Raw genomic sequence first — 17,614 nt, forward strand, 5'->3', positions numbered from 1 at the left:
AGGTCTTCGGCTTCTGCCGATGCCTCAACCCTCGTCCCCCAGGCAGCCCCGCCGCATCGGGTGACTGCCGCATCATGACGGCCGGCCGGGGGCCTTAGACGGGGAGCCGGAGCCCGGTCACGTCTAAGGCCCCCGGCCGGATGCGCGCACGGGGGGAGAGAACCGCCTCAGGCCCTGCCTAGGAGGCGGGCGGAGCGGCCGGTGTGGCCGGGGTCGCGGGGGCGCTGGGCAGGGACGCGAACAGGTCGAAGTACATGCCGATCGAGACCACCACGCCGACGGCGCCGAGGACGAGCGCGGCCACCGCGACGGGCTTCGCCCAGGCGGCGCTCGGTACGGTGGTCGCGCGCCGCAGGGCGAACAGGACGATCACCGCGAGGATCGCGGCGACCAGGGCGACCGCGCCGTTGATCGCGGCGGTCGTGTGCCAGCCGTCCCCGTACAGTTCGGCGATCTGCTGCTTCGCCGTCGCCGTCTGGCTGGTGTGCAGCTGGCCGACGAGGGTCTCGCGCTCGGCGCCGACGCGTCCTGTCCAGGTGCCGGTGAGGGAGATGACGCCGAGTGCCGCCGCGACCACGGCGGCCGCGCCCACGGCCACACCGGTCGAGGTACGCGGGGGTGTCACGTCGTCGGGGTCGTCCGCGTCGTCGAACGCGTCGCTGTCGTCCTGCGCGGCGTCGGCGGGCCCGTCCGGCTCCTGGGCTGCCGCCGTCTGCTCCTTCTCCTCGGCGTCGTTACCGGTGGCGGCGTCCGGTTCTGTCGTTGTGGTGCTGGGGGTCGGGTTCATATCACGCACGCTAGGGGTCCCTCCTGAGAGGTTCCTTAATCTCACCGGTGTCGTCAGGCCCCTTGCGCACCGCACGCCTCACCGTCACTTCGCTGAGCGACGGCATGGCCACGGTCGGTGGCGAAAGTGGCCGGACGGGACGGGAGGGTGCGCCCCACGGGGCGTACGGGACCCGCCGGTGAGAGGTCCGGAAAAAGGGCGAGGGGACGAGGCGCGGGCCCCGGAGGACACGTGGTGTCCTCCGGGGCCCGCGGATGTCACCTGGGTACCGGAGCGGGAGAGGTCCCGCCCGCGGGGGTCAGGCCGGCAGGTGCCACTGCTGGTTGGCGCCGCCGAAGCACTGCCAGATCTGGAGCCTGGTCAGGTTCGCCGAGGTGTTGTCGGTGGCGTCGAGGCACTTGCCCGAGCCCTGGTTGACGAGCGTGCCGCCGGTGCCCGCCGCCCACTTCTGCGCGGCGGTGCCGTTGCAGTCGTAGAGCTGGACCTTGGAGCCGTCCGCCGTACCGGCCGACGTCACGTCCATGCACTTGCCGAGGGCGCGCACGGTGCCGTCCGAACCGACCGTCCACTGCTGGGCGTTGGAGCCGTTGCAGTCGTAGAGCTGGACGGCCGTGCCGTTGGCGCTGCTCGCCGCGTTGACGTCCACGCACTTGCCGCCGAGGCCGGTGATCTGGCCGGTGGCGCCGCCGGTGGGCGGCGGGGTCGTACCGCCGCCGCCGTTGATGGCGTTGAAGATGCCGCTGAACTGGTTGGCGCTCTGCGAGACGCCGCTGCAGTTGTTGGACGGGTCGTTGGTGCTGCCGCCGCACTGGCGGTCCCGGCCGAGCGCCCAGAAGGACAGCTCCTGGATGCCGTTGGTCTTCGCGAAGTTGAGGAGGGCGGTCGCGTTGGCGGTGGTGAAGGTCTCCGACGCGCTGTCGTTCTTGCCCAGCATCGGGGTGTTGCCCTCCATCGCCCACAGCTGTGCGGAGGACTTGTCGGTCCAGATCGAACCGAGCTGGCCGTGCAGGGCGTTGGCTGCGTCGATGGCGGCCTGGCCCATGTCGGAGACCGCGCGCCCGTAGTCCATCGTCATGGGGTTGACGAGGCTGACGTTCACGCCCTGCGCCTTGGCGTCGCGGAGCAGGTTCATCTGGTCGCCCGGCAGGCCCGAGGTGTCCGTGCCGAGGGTGTACTGGACCTGGAGGTTCTTGCCGGCGGCGGCGTACTCCTGCTGGAGTTGCGCGAGCGCCTGGTCGCGGCGGGTGTTGGCCGCGCTGTTCGCCTCCTGGCCGGACTCGATGTCGAAGTCGACGCGGGTGAGGTTGAGCGCGTCGATGACCTTCTTGTACTGGGCCTTCACGGCGGAGACGGAGCCGCAGGCGACCGCTTCCTCCGTGCCGGAGGCACCGCCGAAGGAGACCATCACGTCGCCGCCCGCCGCGCGTACGGCGTTCACGGCGGAGGTCCAGGACCCGTCGGTGACGTCGGTGGTGCCGTTGAACTTGGCGTTGCAGCCGCCCGCGTCGATGACGAAGGCGAGGGTGAAGTACTTCGTCCCGTTGGCGTTGAGGGCGCTGGTCATCGCCGAGGCCGAGTTCCAGGTCTCGGCGTACGGCGCCGAGAAGTGGGCCGGGAAGCCGGGGCCGGGGTTGGCCGCGGCGTTGGCGGCGCCGCCCGAAGCCATGACAGCGGTGCCGGCCATGGCCAGTACGGCCGGGGCGACGGCCAGCGATCTCTTGAGGGTTCGCAGCACGGAGACACTCCTGTCATGCGCGCTTCAAGCGCGGGTGGGGGTAGGCACAGGCGAGTGCTGAACAGGGGAGGGAAAGCACATGGTCATATGGCGGAACGATGCTCCACCACATGAACGGAATGTTGCTGAGAGCAGTAAAGGACTAGACCTGGACCGGGGTCAATCCCCTGGATTCAAGAGACGAAGGAAAAACCCGGGCGGCCCGATGACACGTCGTCACCCTCCGACGACAGCCAGCGCGCCCCACAGCGCGACGGTCGCGACGAGCAGCGTCGCCGGGACGGTGATCAGGCCGAGCCGCGTGAAGTGGCCGAGCGTCGGCTCGGCGCCGTGCTCGTGCAGGATGCGCCGCCACAGCAGGGTCGCGAGCGAGCCCACGTACGTCAGGTTCGGTCCGAGGTTCACGCCGATCAGGGCGGCGAGCACCGGGCCGGGACCCGCCGGGGCCACCACCGGCAACAGGGCGAGGACCGCCGGCAGGTTGTTGATCACGTTCGCCAGGACGGCGGCGATACCCGCCACCGCCAGCAGCGCGCCGAGCGACGAGCCACCCGGCAGGATCGCGCCGATCCCGCTGCCGAGCCCGTTGTCGACGACCGCCTTCACCACGACGCCCAGGGCGAGGACGAACAGGCAGAACAGCGGGGACGCCGACATGACGATCCCCAGCGGCGTGATGCGCGCGGGCCCGCCGCCCGCCGCCGGGGCCGTCCCGCCGACGGCCCGGTCCGTGTCGCCGGCCCCGTCCTTCGTGTCACCGGCCTCATCCGTACGGGGTGCGACCGGGCCCGTGCCGGACGCCGTGTCACCGCCCGCCGTGTCCCCGCCCGCCGCGGGCATGCGCCCTCCGCGGGCCAGTGCCCGTACGGCGAGGACCAGCGCGCCCCCCAGCGCCGCCCACACCGGCTGCAGTCCGATCAGGGAGGTGGCCGCGAACCCCACGAGGGTCAGCAGGAGCACGACCGTGGTGAACAGCGGCAGCGGCCGGCGCTCCGCCGCGCGCGGCGGGTGCCCGCCCGCCGCCAGGTCGGCCGCGAACCAGCGGCGGAAGACCACGTACTCGGCGGCGATCGCCGCGAGCCAGGGCAGCACCATGAGGGTGGCGAACCGGGTGAAGGACAGCCCGCTCGCGGACAGCGCGAGCAGATTGGTCAGGTTGGAGACCGGCAGCAGCAGCGAGGCCGAGTTGGCCAGGTGCGCCGAGGCGTACACGTGCGGTCTGGCCCGGGCCCCCACCCGCGCGGTCGTCGCGAAGACGACCGGGGTCAGCAGAACGACCGTGGCGTCCAGGCTCAGGACCGCCGTCGTCAGCGCCGCCACCACGAAGACGCCGCCCAGCAGCCGGCCGGGACGCCCCCCGCACAACCGGGCCACCAGATCCCCCGCGGCCTCGAACAGGCCGTCGGCGGCGCACAGTTCGGAGAGAACCAGCACGGCCGCGAGGAACGCCACCACGGGCAGCAACTCACGGATCTGGTGCCACGCCTCCCCCGGCGACACGGCGCCGAGCGCGATCAGCAGCCCCGCCGCGGGGACGGCGGCCACAGCCTCCGGCAGCTTCGCCGGCCGGATCACGGCGAACGCCAGCACACCGAGCAGCAGCGCGACGGAGACGATCTCGGCGGTGACGGTGTTCAGCGCGGGCTCCAGGGACGGCGGGGACGGCGGCGGCCGGCCCGCGGCGGGCACGTGTGGCACAGCGAGGGGCGGCGCACCACCACGTGGTGCGCCGCCCCCAGGAACGCGTGCGGCTGAGCCCCGTCACCGGAGGCCGGCCGTGCGGAATGCCTCGGCCGTTCGAGTCGCCCGCGGCCGAGCCGCGTACGACGAAGGCGCGTGGGCGCCCCCGGAACCCGGGGCCCGGCCGGAGCCGGACCCCGGGTTCCCGTCAGGCCTCGACGCCCAGCTTCTCCAGAATCAGTTCGCGCGCACGGCCCGCGTCGGCCTGCCCGCGGGTCGCCTTCATGACGGCGCCGACGAGCGCGCCGACGGCGGCCGTCTTGCCGCCCCTGATCTTCTCGACGACGCCCGCGTTGCCCGCGATGGCCTCGTCCACGGCGGCGCCGAGCGCGCCGTCGTCGGATACCACCTTCAGGCCGCGCTTCTCGACGACCGTGTCCGGGTCGCCGTCACCGGCGAGTACGCCGTCGATGACCTGCCGGGCCAGCTTGTCGTTGAGGTCGCCCGCCGCGACGAGCTCGGCCACCCTCGCGACCTGCCGCGGGGTGATCGGCAGCTCGTCGATCGCGCGGCCGGTCTCGTTGGCGTTGCGCGCCAGCTCGCCCATCCACCACTTGCGTGCCTGGTCTGCGGGTGCCCCGGCGTCGATCGTCGCGACGATCGGGCCGATGGCGCCCGCGTTCAGGATGGACTGCATGTCGTGCTCGGACACGCCCCACTCCTCACGGAGCCGGTTGCGCCGTACGCGCGGCAGCTCCGGCAGCGACGAGCGGATCTCCTCGACCCACTCGCGGGCGGGGGCCACCGGCACCAGGTCCGGCTCGGGGAAGTACCGGTAGTCCTCGGCCTCCTCCTTGATCCGGCCGGAGGTGGTGGAGCCGTCCTCCTCGTGGAAGTGGCGGGTCTCCTGGAGGATCGTGCCGCCGGACGAGAGCACCGCGGCGTGCCGCTGGATCTCGAACCGGGCGGCGCGCTCGACACTGCGCAGCGAGTTGACGTTCTTCGTCTCGGATCGCGTGCCGAACTTCTCCCGGCCGTACGGGCGCAGCGACAGGTTCACGTCGCAGCGCATCTGGCCCATCTCCATGCGGGCATCGGAGACGCCGAGCGCCTTGATGAGCTCGCGCAGCTCCGCCACGTAGGCGCGCGCGACCTCGGGGGCCCGCGCGCCCGCGCCCTCGATGGGCTTCGTGACGATCTCGATCAGCGGGATGCCGGCCCGGTTGTAGTCCAGCAGCGAGTGCGACGCGCCGTGGATACGGCCCGTCGCGCCGCCGATGTGCGTGGACTTGCCGGTGTCCTCCTCCATGTGGGCGCGCTCGATCTGGACACGGAAGATCTCCCCGTCCTCCAGCTGGACGTCCAGATAGCCGTTGAAGGCGATCGGCTCGTCGTACTGCGAGGTCTGGAAGTTCTTCGGCATGTCCGGATAGAAGTAGTTCTTCCGGGCGAAGCGGCACCACTCGGCGATGTCGCAGTTCAGCGCGAGGCCGATCCGGATCGCCGACTCCACACCGACCGCGTTGACCACGGGCAGCGCCCCGGGCAGGCCGAGGCAGGTGGGGCAGGTCTGCGAGTTGGCGGGCGCGCCCAGCTCGGTGGAACAGCCACAGAACATCTTGGTCCTGGTGCCGAGCTCGACATGGACCTCAAGGCCCATGACGGGGTCGTACGAGGCCAGGGCGTCCTCGTACGACATCAGGTCAATGACGGTCACGGTGCAACATTCCCTCTCAGCCGAACAGGACGTCGTCGTCGCCCAGGCGCTTCAGCTCGCGGTACAGGATCGCGAGACCGGTGACGATGGTCACCGCGGTGACCGCGGCGTCGACCATGCGGAGCTTGTCGTTCTCGGCGCGGGCACGCTTGATCTGCTTGGCCACACTGACCGCGCCGAACGCGGTGGTGGCCATCGACAGGTACGTCCCCTGCTTGGACTTCTTGAAGCCCTTGGCCTTGCTGACTGCGTTGCTCATAGCGACGGTGCCTCCTCGATCAGCTGATGACCCCACTTTTCCACGAAGGCGGCCTCAACAGCGGCACCGACCTGGTACAGCCGATCGTCCTTCATGGCGGGGGCGATGATCTGCAGGCCGACCGGCAGGCCGTCCTCGGGGGCGAGACCGCACGGGAGCGACATCGCCGCGTTGCCCGCCAGGTTGGCGGGGATGGTGCACAGGTCCGCCAGGTACATCGCCATGGGGTCGTCGGCACGCTCGCCGATCGGGAACGCGGTGGTCGGGGTGGTCGGTGAGATCAGGACGTCGACCTCGCCGAAGGCCGCCTCGAAGTCGCGGGTGATCAGCGTCCGCACCTTCTGCGCCGAACCGTAGTACGCGTCGTAGTAGCCGGAGCTCAGCGCGTACGTGCCCAGCATGATGCGGCGCTTGACCTCGTCGCCGAAACCCGCCTCGCGGCTGAGCGCGGTGACGTCCTCGGCGGAGTGCGAGCCGTCGTCGCCGACGCGCAGGCCGTAGCGCATCGCGTCGAAGCGGGCCAGGTTGGAGGAGCACTCGGACGGCGCGATCAGGTAGTACGCCGACAGGGCGAGGTCGAAGGACGGGCAGTCCACCTCGACGACCTCGGCGCCCAGAGCGCGCAGCACCTCGACGGCCTCGTCGAAGCGCTGCAGCACACCCGCCTGGTAGCCCTCACCACGGAACTGCTTGACGATGCCGACGCGCATCCCCGTGACCGAGCCGTTGCGCGCCGCCTCGACCACCGGCGGGACCGGCACGTCGACGGACGTCGAGTCGAGCGGATCGTGCCCGGCCATGACCTCGTGCAGCAGGGCCGCGTCGAGGACCGTACGGGCGCACGGGCCGCCCTGGTCGAGGGAGGAGGAGAAGGCGACCATGCCGTACCGGGAGACCCCGCCGTACGTCGGCTTGACGCCGACCGTGCCGGTCACGGCCGCGGGCTGGCGGATCGAGCCGCCCGTGTCGGTACCGATGGCGAGCGGCGCCTGGAACGAGGCGATCGCGGCGGACGAGCCGCCACCGGAGCCGCCCGGGATGCGGGTGAGGTCCCACGGGTTGCCGGTCGGGCCGTACGCGCTGTTCTCGGTGGAGGACCCCATGGCGAACTCGTCCATGTTGGTCTTGCCGAGGATGACGACGCCGGCGGCCTTGAGGCGCTTGGTGACGGTCGCGTCGTACGGCGGGATCCAGCCTTCGAGGATCTTCGAGCCGACCGTGGTCGGCACGCCCTGCGTGGTGAAGATGTCCTTCAGCGCGAGAGGCACGCCCGCCAGCGGGCCGAGCTCCTCACCCGCCGCGCGCTTCGCGTCGACGGCGGCGGCCTGCGCGAGCGCGCCCTCGCGGTCGACGTGGAGGAACGCGTGGACCTTCTCGTCGACGGCGTCGATGCGCGCGAGGTGCGCCCGGGTGACCTCGACGGCCGTCAGCTCGCCCGAGGCGATCTTCGCGGCCGTCTCGGCCGCGGTCAGCCTGATGATGGCGGTGCTTTCGGTGGTACCGGTGGTACCGGTGTTGTCGGTCATGGAAGTCAGTCCTCCCCGAGGATCTGCGGCACCTTGAAACGCTGCTGCTCCTGGGCCGGAGCGCCGGACAGGGCCTGCTCCGGGGTGAGCGAGGGGCGGACCTCGTCCTGCCGCATGACATTGGTCAGCGGCAGCGGATGCGATGTCGGCGGTACGTCCTGGTCGGCGACCTCCGAGACGCGGGCGACCGCGCCGATGATGTCGTCGAGCTGTCCGGCGAAGTGATCGAGCTCTTCGTCCTTCAGCTCCAGGCGCGCCAGCCGGGCGAGGTGGGCGACCTCCTCGCGCGTGATGCCAGGCATGCAACGATCCTCAGGGTGAGTGATGGGTTTGCTTACGTGTTGCGTGTGAAGACCCGGCCAATCCTATGGCGCGGGCAAGGGTGCCCGCGAAGCCGTTCTCCCTTCGGCCCCCGAGGGGGCCCCGTTACGACCACCGGCCGGGCGCCGTGGCGGCTCGCCGCGAGGGACCGTACTGGCACACGGCGGCCCACCGGGCCCGCTGCGCGCGGGCACCCCGGGCACCGGCCCCAGGGGGATCCGGGCAGCGCCGCCGGAGCGGGCAGCCCGCGTTCCGTCCCCGGCGGGTCCGGCCGAAGCGGCCACTTCCGGCGGTCGCCGATGGCAGGCTGACCCGCATGAGGATCTCCTTCGCCGTGGTGGACGTGTTCGCGACGAAACCGCTGACGGGCAACCCGCTGGCGCTCGTCCCCGACGCCGACGGCCTGCCGGACGACGTGATGCGCGCGATCGCCCGGGAGTTCAACCAGTCCGAGACGACCTTCCTGCTCCGGCCCGCGCTGCCCGGGGCCCGGTACCGGCTGCGCTCGTTCACCCCCACGGGCGAGGAGGTGGGCGGCGCGGGCCACAACGCGCTGGGCGCCTGGCTGTGGCTGGCGGAGAGCGGGGCGGTCGGCCCGGGGGCGTACACGCAGGAGATCGGCGGCCGGGCCCTTTCCGTACAGGTGGACGAGGGGCCCGACGGGACGGCGCTGGTGTCCATGGCGCAGGCCGCGCCCCGCTTCGGCGCCACGGTCACCGACCCGGCCGAGCTCGCGGCGGCCCTCGGCCTCGCTCAGGCGGAGCTGGAGGGCGGCCCCGCGCAGGTCGTCGACACGGGCGCGGGCCATCTGATGGTGCCGGTGCGCGACCGTGCCGCCGTCGACCGCGCGCAGCCGGAGGCGCGGCGGCTGACGGCGGCGCTGCGCGCCGTCGGCGGCGAGGGCTGCTACGTCTTCAGCGTGGAGGACGCACCGGACGGCGCGGCGGCCTACACCCGCTTCTTCAACCCGATGATGGGCATCAGGGAGGACCCGGCGACCGGCACGGCGGCCGGACCGCTGGCGGCCCTCCTCGTCGACCGTGAACTCTCGCCCGCGGGCACACTCCACATCGAACAGGGCCACGCCCTGCACCGGCCGAGCCGCCTGACGGTGACGGTGACCGGGACGGAGGTCACCCTGACGGGGACGGGCCTGACGGTCGCGGAGGGCACGCTGCGAGTGTAGGCCGTCCGGGGCGGTCCCGTGGCACGCGACAGGTGCGGAGCGGCCGCCGGAGATCCGGGACGGAGATCCGGGACGGGGAATCGCACGCCGAGGGACGCTGCGGCCTCCCGGCCCGCGGCGGTCCGGTCACCGCCCCGGGGCCTCCCGGGGCCGGGGCCGGCCGGTGCTGTCGGTGCTGTCGGTGCTGTCGGTGCTGTCGGTGCTGTCGGTGCGAGACGTACGGCCGGTGCTGCCGGTGCTGCCGGTGCTGCCGGTGCTGCCGGTGCTGCCGGTCACGGTCCGTCCACCCGGTGAGCCGTAGGACCGGTGCTGCCGGTCACGGGCCGGACGCCCAGTGCGAGCCGTACGACCGGGGCGCGCGGTGTGACCGGTACTCCTGGTGGGTCTGGTGGGTCTGGTGGGTCTGGTGGGTCTGGTGGGTCTGGTGCGGGCCGTGCCCCAGTGCTGCCGCCGGGACAGGCGTGACCCAGGCGACCCTCGCAGCCCGTGCGGCCCGTGCGTGCGGTGCCACCAGCTGCCGCCGGGACTGGTGCGAGCCAGCCGACCCTCGCAGCCCGTGCGACCCGTACGACCTGCGCGACCTGCGCGACCTGCGCGACCGCAGAACGGTTACTGCACCGCGTGACCCGGCTCGCCCCCGCGCGTCGGAGCGGCCAGCTCCGCCGGGCGCTGCCAGCCCCGCTCACCGCGGGCCCGCAGCCACGCGGTCGTCTCGTGCGGCGGCATCGCGGCCGCCACCAGCCAGCCCTGGACCGCGTCGCAGCCGAGGTCGCGCAGACGCTCCCAGGTCTCGTCGTCCTCGACACCCTCCGCCACGACCACCAGACCCAGCGAGTGCGCCAGGTCGACCGTGCAGCGGACGATCTCGGCGTCCTCGGCGTCGACCGCCAGCTTCGCGACGAACGAGCGGTCGATCTTCAGCTCGCTCACCGGCAGCCGGCGCAGGTGCACGAGCGAGGAGTAGCCCGTGCCGAAGTCGTCGAGGGACATCTTCACGCCGTGCGCGGTCAGCCCGGCCAGCGTGTCGGCGGCCCGCTGCGGGTCCTCAAGGAGCACGTGCTCCGTGATCTCCAACTGGAGCGCGCCCGGCGGGACACCGTGCCGGGCCAGGCGCGCGGCGACGGCGCCCGCGAAGCCGGGCGTGTGCACGTCGCGCGGCGAGACGTTGACCGCCACCGGCACCATCAGGCCCTGGGCCCGCCAGCGTGCGACCTGAGCGAGGGCCGTCTCCAGCACGTACTCCGTCAGGTGCGGCATCAGCCCTGACGACTCGGCGATGGCGATGAACTCGTCCGGCGGGACCTGTCCACGCTCCGGGTGCCGCCAGCGCACCAGCGCCTCCAGGCCCGCGACCCGGCCGTCGAAGCGGACCTTCGGCTGGTAGTGCAGTTCGACCTCGCCCGCGTCGAGCGCGCGTCTCAGGTCGCCCAGCAGGCCGAGGCGGTCCGGCGTGTTCGAGTCGCGCTTGGACTCGTAGACCTCGACGCCCGTACGGTCCCGCTTCGCCTGGTACATCGCCACATCGGCGCGCCGCAGCAGCCCTTCGGCGTCGAGGGCGTGCTCCGGGAAGACGGCGACGCCGGCACTGGCCTCCAGCACGAGCGTCAGGCCGTCCAGGTTGAGCGGTGAGGACAGTTCCGCGACCAGGTGCCGTGCGACCCGCTGCGCGCTCGTCGTGGAGTCGCACGTCGGCAGCAGCACCGCGAACTCGTCGCCGCCGAGCCGCGCCGCCTCGGCGCCGCGCGGCAGCGCCACCCGGAGCCGGTCGGCGATCTGGAGGAGCAGGCGGTCCCCCGCGAGGTGCCCGAGGGTGTCGTTGACGGACCGGAACCTGTCGAGGTCGATGAGGAGCAGCGCCGAGCGCGCGTTCGCTGCCCCCGCCTGCTCCAGCGCTGTCCAGGTGCGCTCAAGGAGCCACTGACGGTTCGGCAGCCCGGTCAGTGGGTCCTTCAACTGCTCCTCGGCGCGCGCCCGCGCGATCCACAGGGTGGAGTCCAGGGCGATCAGCGGGATGCAGAACAGCGGGAGCAGCACCGGCCGGGACTCGGCGACCACGCAGATCAGCGGCGCGATGCCGAGCAGCGCGACCGCGACGAGGCCCTGCCGTGTCAGCGCCGTACGGTCCAGGGCGGGCAGTCCGCTGCCGCGCGGCGCGAACACCGCCCACAGCAGCACCCGCGCGATCGCGAGGTAGACGGCCGCCGCGAGGACGATCGACGGGACGCTCGCGAGTCCCCACTGGAGCGGCTGCCAGGGCCGGCCCACGGTCGGCACGACGCCGAAGGCGGCGAGCACGAGCGCGGCGGCACCGATGCCGAGGATGTCGGACGCGCCGTGCAGGACGCTGTTGCGCCAGCGGTGCCTGCGGGCGACGCCGACGACCATGACGACGGCCACGCTGACGAGACCGGCCGCCACCCATCCGAACAGCAGCAGGGCGGCGAGGGTGAGCGCGGCGCCGGAGCCCGTGCCGCCGAACCAGCGGTCCCTGCCCAGCGCGACGAGATGCCCGACGATCACGCCCGTGAGCGCGGCGAGCGACCAGCCCGCCGTGCCGCCGGGGAAGAGGGCCTGGCCGTCCCGTACGGCGGCGAGCACACCGGACAGCAGCACGACCGCGGCCGCGGCCACCACGAGTCCGGGCAGCCTGGCAACCAGGTTGACCACGCCCGCGAACCCCGCGATTCCGCGCGGGGATGAAACCAGGGCGGCGCTCTCGGTCGGTTTCATTCCCGTCCCTCTCACAGCCGGCTGAGCCGATGCACGCGATGGCACGTTGTCATGCCCTCACGACCGGCTTGACTCCACGCGGCCGTGCACGACAGGCGCACCCCCCAACAGTAGGCCGCTGAACGCCCCAACGGGCAGCGCTCGGTGGCTGTTGCCCGAATGCGACCTGCCAGTCCCTATCGAGCGGTTATGCGACGAACGGGTGAGCTTTGCCCGGGCCTTGGGTGCCGTCCCGGTGGAGCGGGGGCGGCATCCGGGTGGCGTCCCGCCGCTCCCGGCCGGCTCCGTCCCGCGCGGACATGGGGGTTCCGGGCCGGCACCGCGCCGCCCTCCGGCATATCCGCCCGCGGTGACGTCACGGCGCCTCAGGACGCCGTGCCGCGCGGGGTCCCGGAGCGGGGCCGTGCCCGGCCCCGCTCCCTTCCTGCTTCCCCACCGGCGGTCTTCCCGGCCCGGCGACGCCTCCCGACTCCCCCGCCTCTCCCTGTCCCAGGGGCCTGACGCCGCCGGTGGTTTCCTACTCCGCCCCGGTGCCTTCGTCCCCGCCCGCGGGCCCGGGCGCATCTCCTGACGGCTCGTCGGAAGGACGGGCGGACGGCTCACCGGACGGGAGCGCCGCCTGCCGCGCCGCGTCGGGACCCTGGTCGAGCAGGACCGTCAGGCCCGCCTCGTCCAGGACGGGGACCTTCACCTGGACGGCCTTGTCGTACTTGGAGCCCGGGTTCTCACCGACGACCACGAACGACGTCTTCTTCGAGACGGACCCCGTCACCTTGGCACCCCGGGTCTGGAGCGCCTCCTTCGCCGCGTCCCGCGTGTAGTGCTCCAGCGTGCCCGTGACGACGACCGTGAGCCCTTCGAGAGGCCGGGGCCCCTCGTCCTCGCCCCCGGACTCCTCTTCCATCCGGACACCCGCGGCACGCCACTTGCGCAGGATCTCGCGGTGCCAGTCCTCCTCGAACCAGAGCTTGAGCGACGCCGCGATCGTCGGCCCGACGCCCTCGACCGCCGCCAGTTCCTCCTCCGTCGCCTGCTCGATCCGCTCGACCGAGCGGAACTCGCGGGCGAGCGCCTCCGCCGCGACCGGACCCACATGACGGATCGACAGCCCGGCGAGGACGCGCGCGAGCGGACGCTCCTTGGCCGCCGCGATGTGCTCCAGCATGGCCACCGCGTTCTTGCGCGGCTTGCCCTCCTGGTTGGCGAAGACCGTGGCGATCTTCTCCTCACCGCTGTCCGGGTCGCGCTTGGGCAGCCCGCTGTCCTGGTCGAGGACGTACGCCTTGATGGGCAGCAGCTGCTCCATCGTCAGGTCGAACAGGTCCCCCTCGTCACGCAGCGGGGGCGACGCGGGCTCCAGCGGCTTGGTCAGCGCCGCCGCCGCCACGTAGCCGAAGTTCTCGATGTCGAGGCACTTGCGGCCGGCGAGGTAGAACAGCCGCTCCCGCAACTGCGCGGGGCACGCGCGCGCGTTGGGGCAGCGGAGGTCGATGTCGCCCTCCTTCATCGGCTTGAGCGGCGTGTCGCACTCGGGGCACCGCGCCGGCATCACGAACTCCCGCGCGTCGGCCGGGCGCAGGTCCGCGACGGGGCCGAGGATCTCGGGGATCACGTCCCCGGCCTTGCGCAGCACGACGGTGTCCCCGATGAGGACGCCCTTCGCCTTCACCACGTCCTGGTTGTGGAGCGTGGCGAACTCGACCTCCGAGCCGGCGACCGTCACCGGCTCGACGACCGCGTACGGCGTGACGCGGCCCGTGCGCCCCACGCCGACGCGGATGTCCACCAGCTTGGTGTTGACCTCCTCCGGCGCGTACTTCCACGCGATCGCCCAGCGCGGCGCCCGCGAGGTCGATCCCAGCCGGCCCTGGAGCGGGATCTCGTCGAGCTTGACGACGACGCCGTCGATCTCGTGCGCCACGGAGTGCCGGTGCTCGCCGTAGTACGCGATGAACTCCCGCACCCCGTCGAGCGAATCGACCACGCGGTTGTGCTCGCCGGTGGGCAGCCCCCACTCGCTCAGCAGCTCGTACGCCTCGGACAGGCGCGCGATGTCCAGTCCCTCGCGGGCGCCGAGACCGTGCACCACCATGTGCAGCGGGAGCGTCGCCGTGACCTTCGGGTCCTTCTGGCGCAGCGAACCCGACGCCGAGTTGCGGGGGTTCGCGTACGGCTTCTCGCCGGCCTCCACCCGCCGGGCGTTGAGCTCCTGGAACGCCTCCATCGGGAAGTAGACCTCGCCCCTGATCTCCACCAGGGCCGGGATCCGGCCGCCCTTCAGGCGGTGCGGGATCTCCTCGATGGTGCGGATGTTGGGGGTGATGTCCTCGCCCGTACGGCCCGTGCCGCGGGTGGCGGCGCGGGTCAGTACCCCGTCCTCGTACGTCAGGTTGACCGCGAGGCCGTCGACCTTGAGCTCGCACAGGAAGTGGTAGTCGGTGGTGCCGACGTCCTTCGCGACCCGGTCGGCCCAGGCCGCGAGTTCGGCGTCGTCGAACGCGTTGTCCAAGGAGAGCATGCGCTCCCGGTGGGTGACCTCCGCCAGGCCCGTCTCGTACGGGACGGAGACCTTCTGCGTCGGAGAGTCGGGCGTGCGCAGTGCGGAGTACTCGTCCTCCAGCGCCTCCAGGGCGCGCAGCATCTCATCGAACTCGCGGTCCGTGACGACCGGTTGGTCCTTCACGTAGTACCGGAAGCGGTGTTCCTCGATCTCCTCGGAGAGCTGCTTGTGCCGCTCGCGCGCCTCCGCGGGCACCGAGGTGGTCTGTCCGGTCCCCCCGGGCCGTGCGTGGTGTTCGCCTGCCACCGTCTTGTCCTCCCGTGCCGTCACTCAGGGTTGTCCGCGAGAGATCTCGCCGCCCGGACGACATGGGCCAGCGCGTGACGGGCGTACGCGGGTGAAGCGCCCGCGAGCCCGCACGTCGGGGTGCACACCACGGACTCCGCCAGAAGTCCCGGATCCAGCCCCAGCCTGCGCCACAGCGTCCTGACACCCATGACGCTACCGGCAGGGTCCGACAATGCCGTGTCGGTGCCGGGCACGATTCCCGCGAGAAGCCGCGTCCCGCCCTCCACGGCCTCACCGATCGCGTCGTCGTCACGCTCGGTGAGCAGCGAGAAATCGAACGAGACGGCCTCGGCGCCCGCCCTGCGCAGCAGCGCGAACGGCACGTCAGGGGCGCACGAATGGACGACCGTACCGGCCGCGCCGGCCGCCGTGGCGCGCTCCAGCACCTGCCGCAGTGCGTCCTCGGCCACCTGGCGGTCGACGGCCGTGTGCGTGCGGTAGCCGCTGGCCGTGCTGACCCGGCCGAGCAGCACGGTGGTCAGCGACGGCTCGTCCAGCTGCAGGATCACGTCCGCGCCGGGCACCCGGCGCCGCACGTCCGCGATGTGCGCGCTCAGCCCCTCGGCCAGCGACTCGGCGAGGTAGCGGCAGGCGCCCTCGTCGCCGAGAAAGGCCTCCCCGCCCCGCCGTTCCAGCCCGGCGGCGAGGGTCCAGGGGCCGACGGCCTGGATCTTCAGCGTCCCCTCGTACCCCTGGGTGAACTCCTCCAGCGCGTCGAGGTCCTCGCCGAGCCAGGACGTGGCGCGCCGGGTGTCGCGGCCCGGCCGGTCGCTCACGCGCCAGCCGCTCGGCTCGACGTGCGCGTAGATCTCGGCCAGCAGGCCGATGGTCCGGCCCGTCATGTCGGCGCCCGGGCCGCGCGCGGGCAGTTCCGCGAGGAAGGGGAAGCCCTCGACGGTGCCCGCGATCCCCTTGGCCACACCCCGCGCGTCGCCGCCGGGCATGGACCCGACGCCGGTGGCCGCGCCCCAGCGCAGCGGCGCGGGGACCCCGGCCGCCGCGTCCGGCTCTCCCCCGCGCGGTGCGCTCACTGGCCCGGCCGTACGGTCATGTCGTCGATGCTCGCGTCGCGCGGCAGGTCGAGCACGGTCAGGATCGCGGTGGCCACCGACTCGGGATCGATCAGCCGCGAGCCGTCGTAGTCCTTGCCCTCCTGCTGGTGGACCTTCTCCTGCATGGGGCTGTCCGTCCGGCCGGGGTAGACGGTGGAGACCCGGACGCCGTTCGGCTTCTCCTCGCCGCGCAGGGCGTCCGCGAGGGCCTTGAGGCCGAACTTGGACGCGGCGTACGCGCTCCATCCGGGGCTGGCGTTCAGCCCGGAACCCGAGTTGACGAAGATCACCTGTCCCTTGCTGATCCGCAGCTGGGGGAGGACCAGCCGGGTCAGTTCGGCGGGCGCGAGGAGGTTCACGTCGAGCTGCGCGCGCCAGGTCTTCACGGAGATGTCCGCGACCGCTCCGAGGTCGACGACGCCCGCGACGTGCAGGACGGAGTCGAGCCGGTCGGGCAGGGACTGGTGGGACAGGGCCCAGGAGAGACGGTCGGGGTTCGCGAGATCGCCGACGACGGTACGGGCGCCGGGCAGCCCGGCCGCGATCTCCTTGGCCCGGGCGGCGTCGCGGGCGAGGAGGAGCAGGTCGTCGCCGCGCTCGTGCAGGCGGCGCGCGACGGCCGCGCCGATGCCGGAGCCGGCGCCGGTGATCAGGTGTGTTGCCATGCGGTCATGGTCGCACCACCGCGTCCGGTGACCGCACGCGCCCGCGCACCGGCGAGGGCCGGAGCCGGGGCAGACGCCGGAGCCGGAGCCGGAACCGGGGCCCACGCCGCCGGGTGGCCCGGCGGCTTCACTCGATGCCCATGGACTCCTCCAGGTAGGCCAGCGCGCCCACGCCGTCCTGCGCGAAGAACACGAGGTCCGTCAGCGGCACGGGGAGGAAGCCCTCCTCGTCCATCCGCTGGAACTGCCGCTTGAGGCCGTCGTAGAAGCCCTCCGTGTTCAGCAGCACCACCGGCTTGGTGTGCTTGCCGTGCTTCTTCAGCTCCAGGATCTCGGTGGCCTCGTCCAGCGTGCCGGTGCCGCCGACCATGACGACGACCGCGTCGGACTTCGCGAGAAGCAGCGCCTTGCGCTCGGCGAGGTCGCGCGCGACGACCATCTCGTCGGCCCCTTCGCGGGCGGAGGCGGCGAGGAACTCGACGGACACGCCGACGAGGCGGCCGCCGCTGTCCGCGACGCCGTCCGCGACGACCTTCATCAGCCCCCGGTCCGAGCCGCCCCACACCAGGGTGTGGCCACCCCGTCCGAGCAGCTCGGCGAATTCGCGCGCCGGGCGGGTGTAGCGCTCGTCGAGGTCGGCGGCGGAGAGGAAGACGCAGATATTCATGGGACAACGGTAGAGAGCGCGCGAACCGGTGCGGCGGCCGGGGAAGAACGACGGGCGGGCGCGACGCTGTACCGAAGAGGTACGCGTATCCCGAAGGGAATCACCGTCATGACCGCTGGACACACGATCACCGTCGAAGAGAGCACCCAGCATGTCCGGGTGGAGCGGGACGGGCAGGTCCTCGCGGACAGCCACAGCCCGCTGGCCCTGCACGAGACCGGCTGTCCCGTGCGCTACTACCTGCCGCCGCAGGACGTGCGGCTCGATCTGCTGACGCCCTCGGACACCACCACCCACTGCCCCTTCAAGGGCGACGCGTCCTACTGGTCGCTGCCGGACGCGCCGGACCTCGTCTGGGCGTACGAGGAGCCGAAGGCGGAGGTCGAGTCCATCAAGGGGCACTTCTGCTTCTACGACACGGAGGTCATCAGCGCCTGATCC

Annotated in this window: 15 protein-coding genes; 3 read left to right on the top strand and 12 right to left on the bottom strand. The window is 72.5% G+C overall.

What is annotated here, in order from left to right:
* Positions 1-178: 178 nt before the first annotated feature.
* From OG310_RS09845 to gatC, 7 genes are all read right to left on the bottom strand, one after another.
* Positions 179-787 (bottom strand): hypothetical protein, encoded by a 609-nt coding sequence (locus OG310_RS09845; protein ID WP_329455498.1) that lies wholly within the window; start codon positions 785-787, stop codon positions 179-181.
* Between the two features lie 298 nt (positions 788-1,085).
* Positions 1,086-2,522 carry a ricin-type beta-trefoil lectin domain protein gene (locus OG310_RS09850; RefSeq protein ID WP_329455499.1) on the bottom strand — a complete coding sequence of 479 codons (1,437 nt, stop codon included), beginning with the start codon at positions 2,520-2,522 and terminating at the stop codon, positions 1,086-1,088.
* Between the two features lie 216 nt (positions 2,523-2,738).
* Positions 2,739-4,172: an SLC13 family permease gene (locus OG310_RS09855; RefSeq protein WP_329460100.1), complete on the bottom strand. Its 1,434-nt coding sequence runs from the start codon at positions 4,170-4,172 to the stop codon at positions 2,739-2,741.
* A 238-nt stretch (positions 4,173-4,410) separates the two neighbouring features.
* Positions 4,411-5,901: an Asp-tRNA(Asn)/Glu-tRNA(Gln) amidotransferase subunit GatB gene (gene gatB / locus OG310_RS09860; RefSeq protein WP_329460101.1), complete on the bottom strand. Its 1,491-nt coding sequence runs from the start codon at positions 5,899-5,901 to the stop codon at positions 4,411-4,413.
* 34 nt (positions 5,902-5,935) lie between these two features.
* On the bottom strand, positions 5,936-6,178 hold the full coding sequence (locus OG310_RS09865; RefSeq protein ID WP_329455500.1) for a hypothetical protein: 243 nt from the start codon (positions 6,176-6,178) through the stop codon (positions 5,936-5,938).
* The gene (gene gatA, locus OG310_RS09870) at positions 6,175-7,704 is read right to left on the bottom strand and encodes an Asp-tRNA(Asn)/Glu-tRNA(Gln) amidotransferase subunit GatA (RefSeq protein WP_329455501.1); all 1,530 of its coding nucleotides are present in this window, start codon (positions 7,702-7,704) and stop codon (positions 6,175-6,177) included. Before gatA ends, OG310_RS09865 begins: the two co-directional genes overlap by 4 nt.
* Positions 7,705-7,709: 5 nt before the next feature.
* On the bottom strand, positions 7,710-8,006 hold the full coding sequence (gatC, locus tag OG310_RS09875) for an Asp-tRNA(Asn)/Glu-tRNA(Gln) amidotransferase subunit GatC (protein WP_329455502.1): 297 nt from the start codon (positions 8,004-8,006) through the stop codon (positions 7,710-7,712).
* A 335-nt stretch (positions 8,007-8,341) separates the two neighbouring features.
* Here gatC and OG310_RS09880 point away from each other — a divergent pair, with 335 nt between their 5' ends.
* Complete coding sequence (locus tag OG310_RS09880; RefSeq protein ID WP_329455503.1) at positions 8,342-9,211, top strand: PhzF family phenazine biosynthesis protein; 870 nt, start codon at positions 8,342-8,344, stop codon at positions 9,209-9,211.
* Positions 9,212-9,374: 163 nt separating this feature from the next.
* A complete protein-coding gene (locus OG310_RS09885) occupies positions 9,375-9,512 on the top strand; it encodes a hypothetical protein (RefSeq protein WP_329455504.1) in 138 nt (45 codons plus the stop codon).
* A gap of 308 nt (positions 9,513-9,820) precedes the next feature.
* On the opposite strand, the gene OG310_RS09890 is transcribed toward OG310_RS09885, so the two are convergent.
* From OG310_RS09890 to OG310_RS09910, 5 genes are all read right to left on the bottom strand, one after another.
* Positions 9,821-11,941 carry a putative bifunctional diguanylate cyclase/phosphodiesterase gene (locus OG310_RS09890; protein ID WP_329455505.1) on the bottom strand — a complete coding sequence of 707 codons (2,121 nt, stop codon included), beginning with the start codon at positions 11,939-11,941 and terminating at the stop codon, positions 9,821-9,823.
* A 517-nt stretch (positions 11,942-12,458) separates the two neighbouring features.
* Positions 12,459-14,747: an NAD-dependent DNA ligase LigA gene (gene ligA, locus OG310_RS09895; protein WP_329455506.1), complete on the bottom strand. Its 2,289-nt coding sequence runs from the start codon at positions 14,745-14,747 to the stop codon at positions 12,459-12,461.
* A gap of 20 nt (positions 14,748-14,767) precedes the next feature.
* Positions 14,768-15,733: a methionine synthase gene (locus tag OG310_RS09900; protein ID WP_329460102.1), complete on the bottom strand. Its 966-nt coding sequence runs from the start codon at positions 15,731-15,733 to the stop codon at positions 14,768-14,770.
* Between the two features lie 83 nt (positions 15,734-15,816).
* Complete coding sequence (locus OG310_RS09905) at positions 15,817-16,506, bottom strand: SDR family oxidoreductase (RefSeq protein WP_329455507.1); 690 nt, start codon at positions 16,504-16,506, stop codon at positions 15,817-15,819.
* Positions 16,507-16,633: 127 nt separating this feature from the next.
* Complete coding sequence (locus tag OG310_RS09910; RefSeq protein ID WP_329455508.1) at positions 16,634-17,173, bottom strand: TIGR00730 family Rossman fold protein; 540 nt, start codon at positions 17,171-17,173, stop codon at positions 16,634-16,636.
* Between the two features lie 108 nt (positions 17,174-17,281).
* Between OG310_RS09910 and OG310_RS09915 the strand changes: the two genes are divergently transcribed.
* A complete protein-coding gene (locus tag OG310_RS09915) occupies positions 17,282-17,611 on the top strand; it encodes a DUF427 domain-containing protein (RefSeq protein WP_329455509.1) in 330 nt (109 codons plus the stop codon).
* The last annotated feature ends 3 nt before the right edge of the window (positions 17,612-17,614 follow it).

This window comes from Streptomyces sp. NBC_01497 (assembly GCF_036250695.1).
Classification (GTDB): domain Bacteria; phylum Actinomycetota; class Actinomycetes; order Streptomycetales; family Streptomycetaceae; genus Streptomyces.

Bases quoted from the DNA above. Each gene is read 5' to 3' on its own strand.
- gatC (WP_329455502.1), bottom strand. From the start codon at position 8,006: ATGCCTGGCATCACGCGCGAGGAGGTCGCCCACCTCGCCCGGCTGGCG.
- OG310_RS09910 (WP_329455508.1), bottom strand. From the start codon at position 17,173: ATGAATATCTGCGTCTTCCTCTCCGCCGCCGACCTCGACGAGCGCTAC.
- gatB (WP_329460101.1), bottom strand. From the start codon at position 5,901: ATGTCGTACGAGGACGCCCTGGCCTCGTACGACCCCGTCATGGGCCTT.
- OG310_RS09845 (WP_329455498.1), bottom strand. From the start codon at position 787: ATGAACCCGACCCCCAGCACCACAACGACAGAACCGGACGCCGCCACC.
- OG310_RS09915 (WP_329455509.1), top strand. From the start codon at position 17,282: ATGACCGCTGGACACACGATCACCGTCGAAGAGAGCACCCAGCATGTC.
- OG310_RS09900 (WP_329460102.1), bottom strand. From the start codon at position 15,733: ATGCCCGGCGGCGACGCGCGGGGTGTGGCCAAGGGGATCGCGGGCACC.
- OG310_RS09890 (WP_329455505.1), bottom strand. From the start codon at position 11,941: ATGAAACCGACCGAGAGCGCCGCCCTGGTTTCATCCCCGCGCGGAATC.
- OG310_RS09880 (WP_329455503.1), top strand. From the start codon at position 8,342: ATGAGGATCTCCTTCGCCGTGGTGGACGTGTTCGCGACGAAACCGCTG.
- gatA (WP_329455501.1), bottom strand. From the start codon at position 7,704: ATGACCGACAACACCGGTACCACCGGTACCACCGAAAGCACCGCCATC.
- OG310_RS09865 (WP_329455500.1), bottom strand. From the start codon at position 6,178: ATGAGCAACGCAGTCAGCAAGGCCAAGGGCTTCAAGAAGTCCAAGCAG.
- OG310_RS09905 (WP_329455507.1), bottom strand. From the start codon at position 16,506: ATGGCAACACACCTGATCACCGGCGCCGGCTCCGGCATCGGCGCGGCC.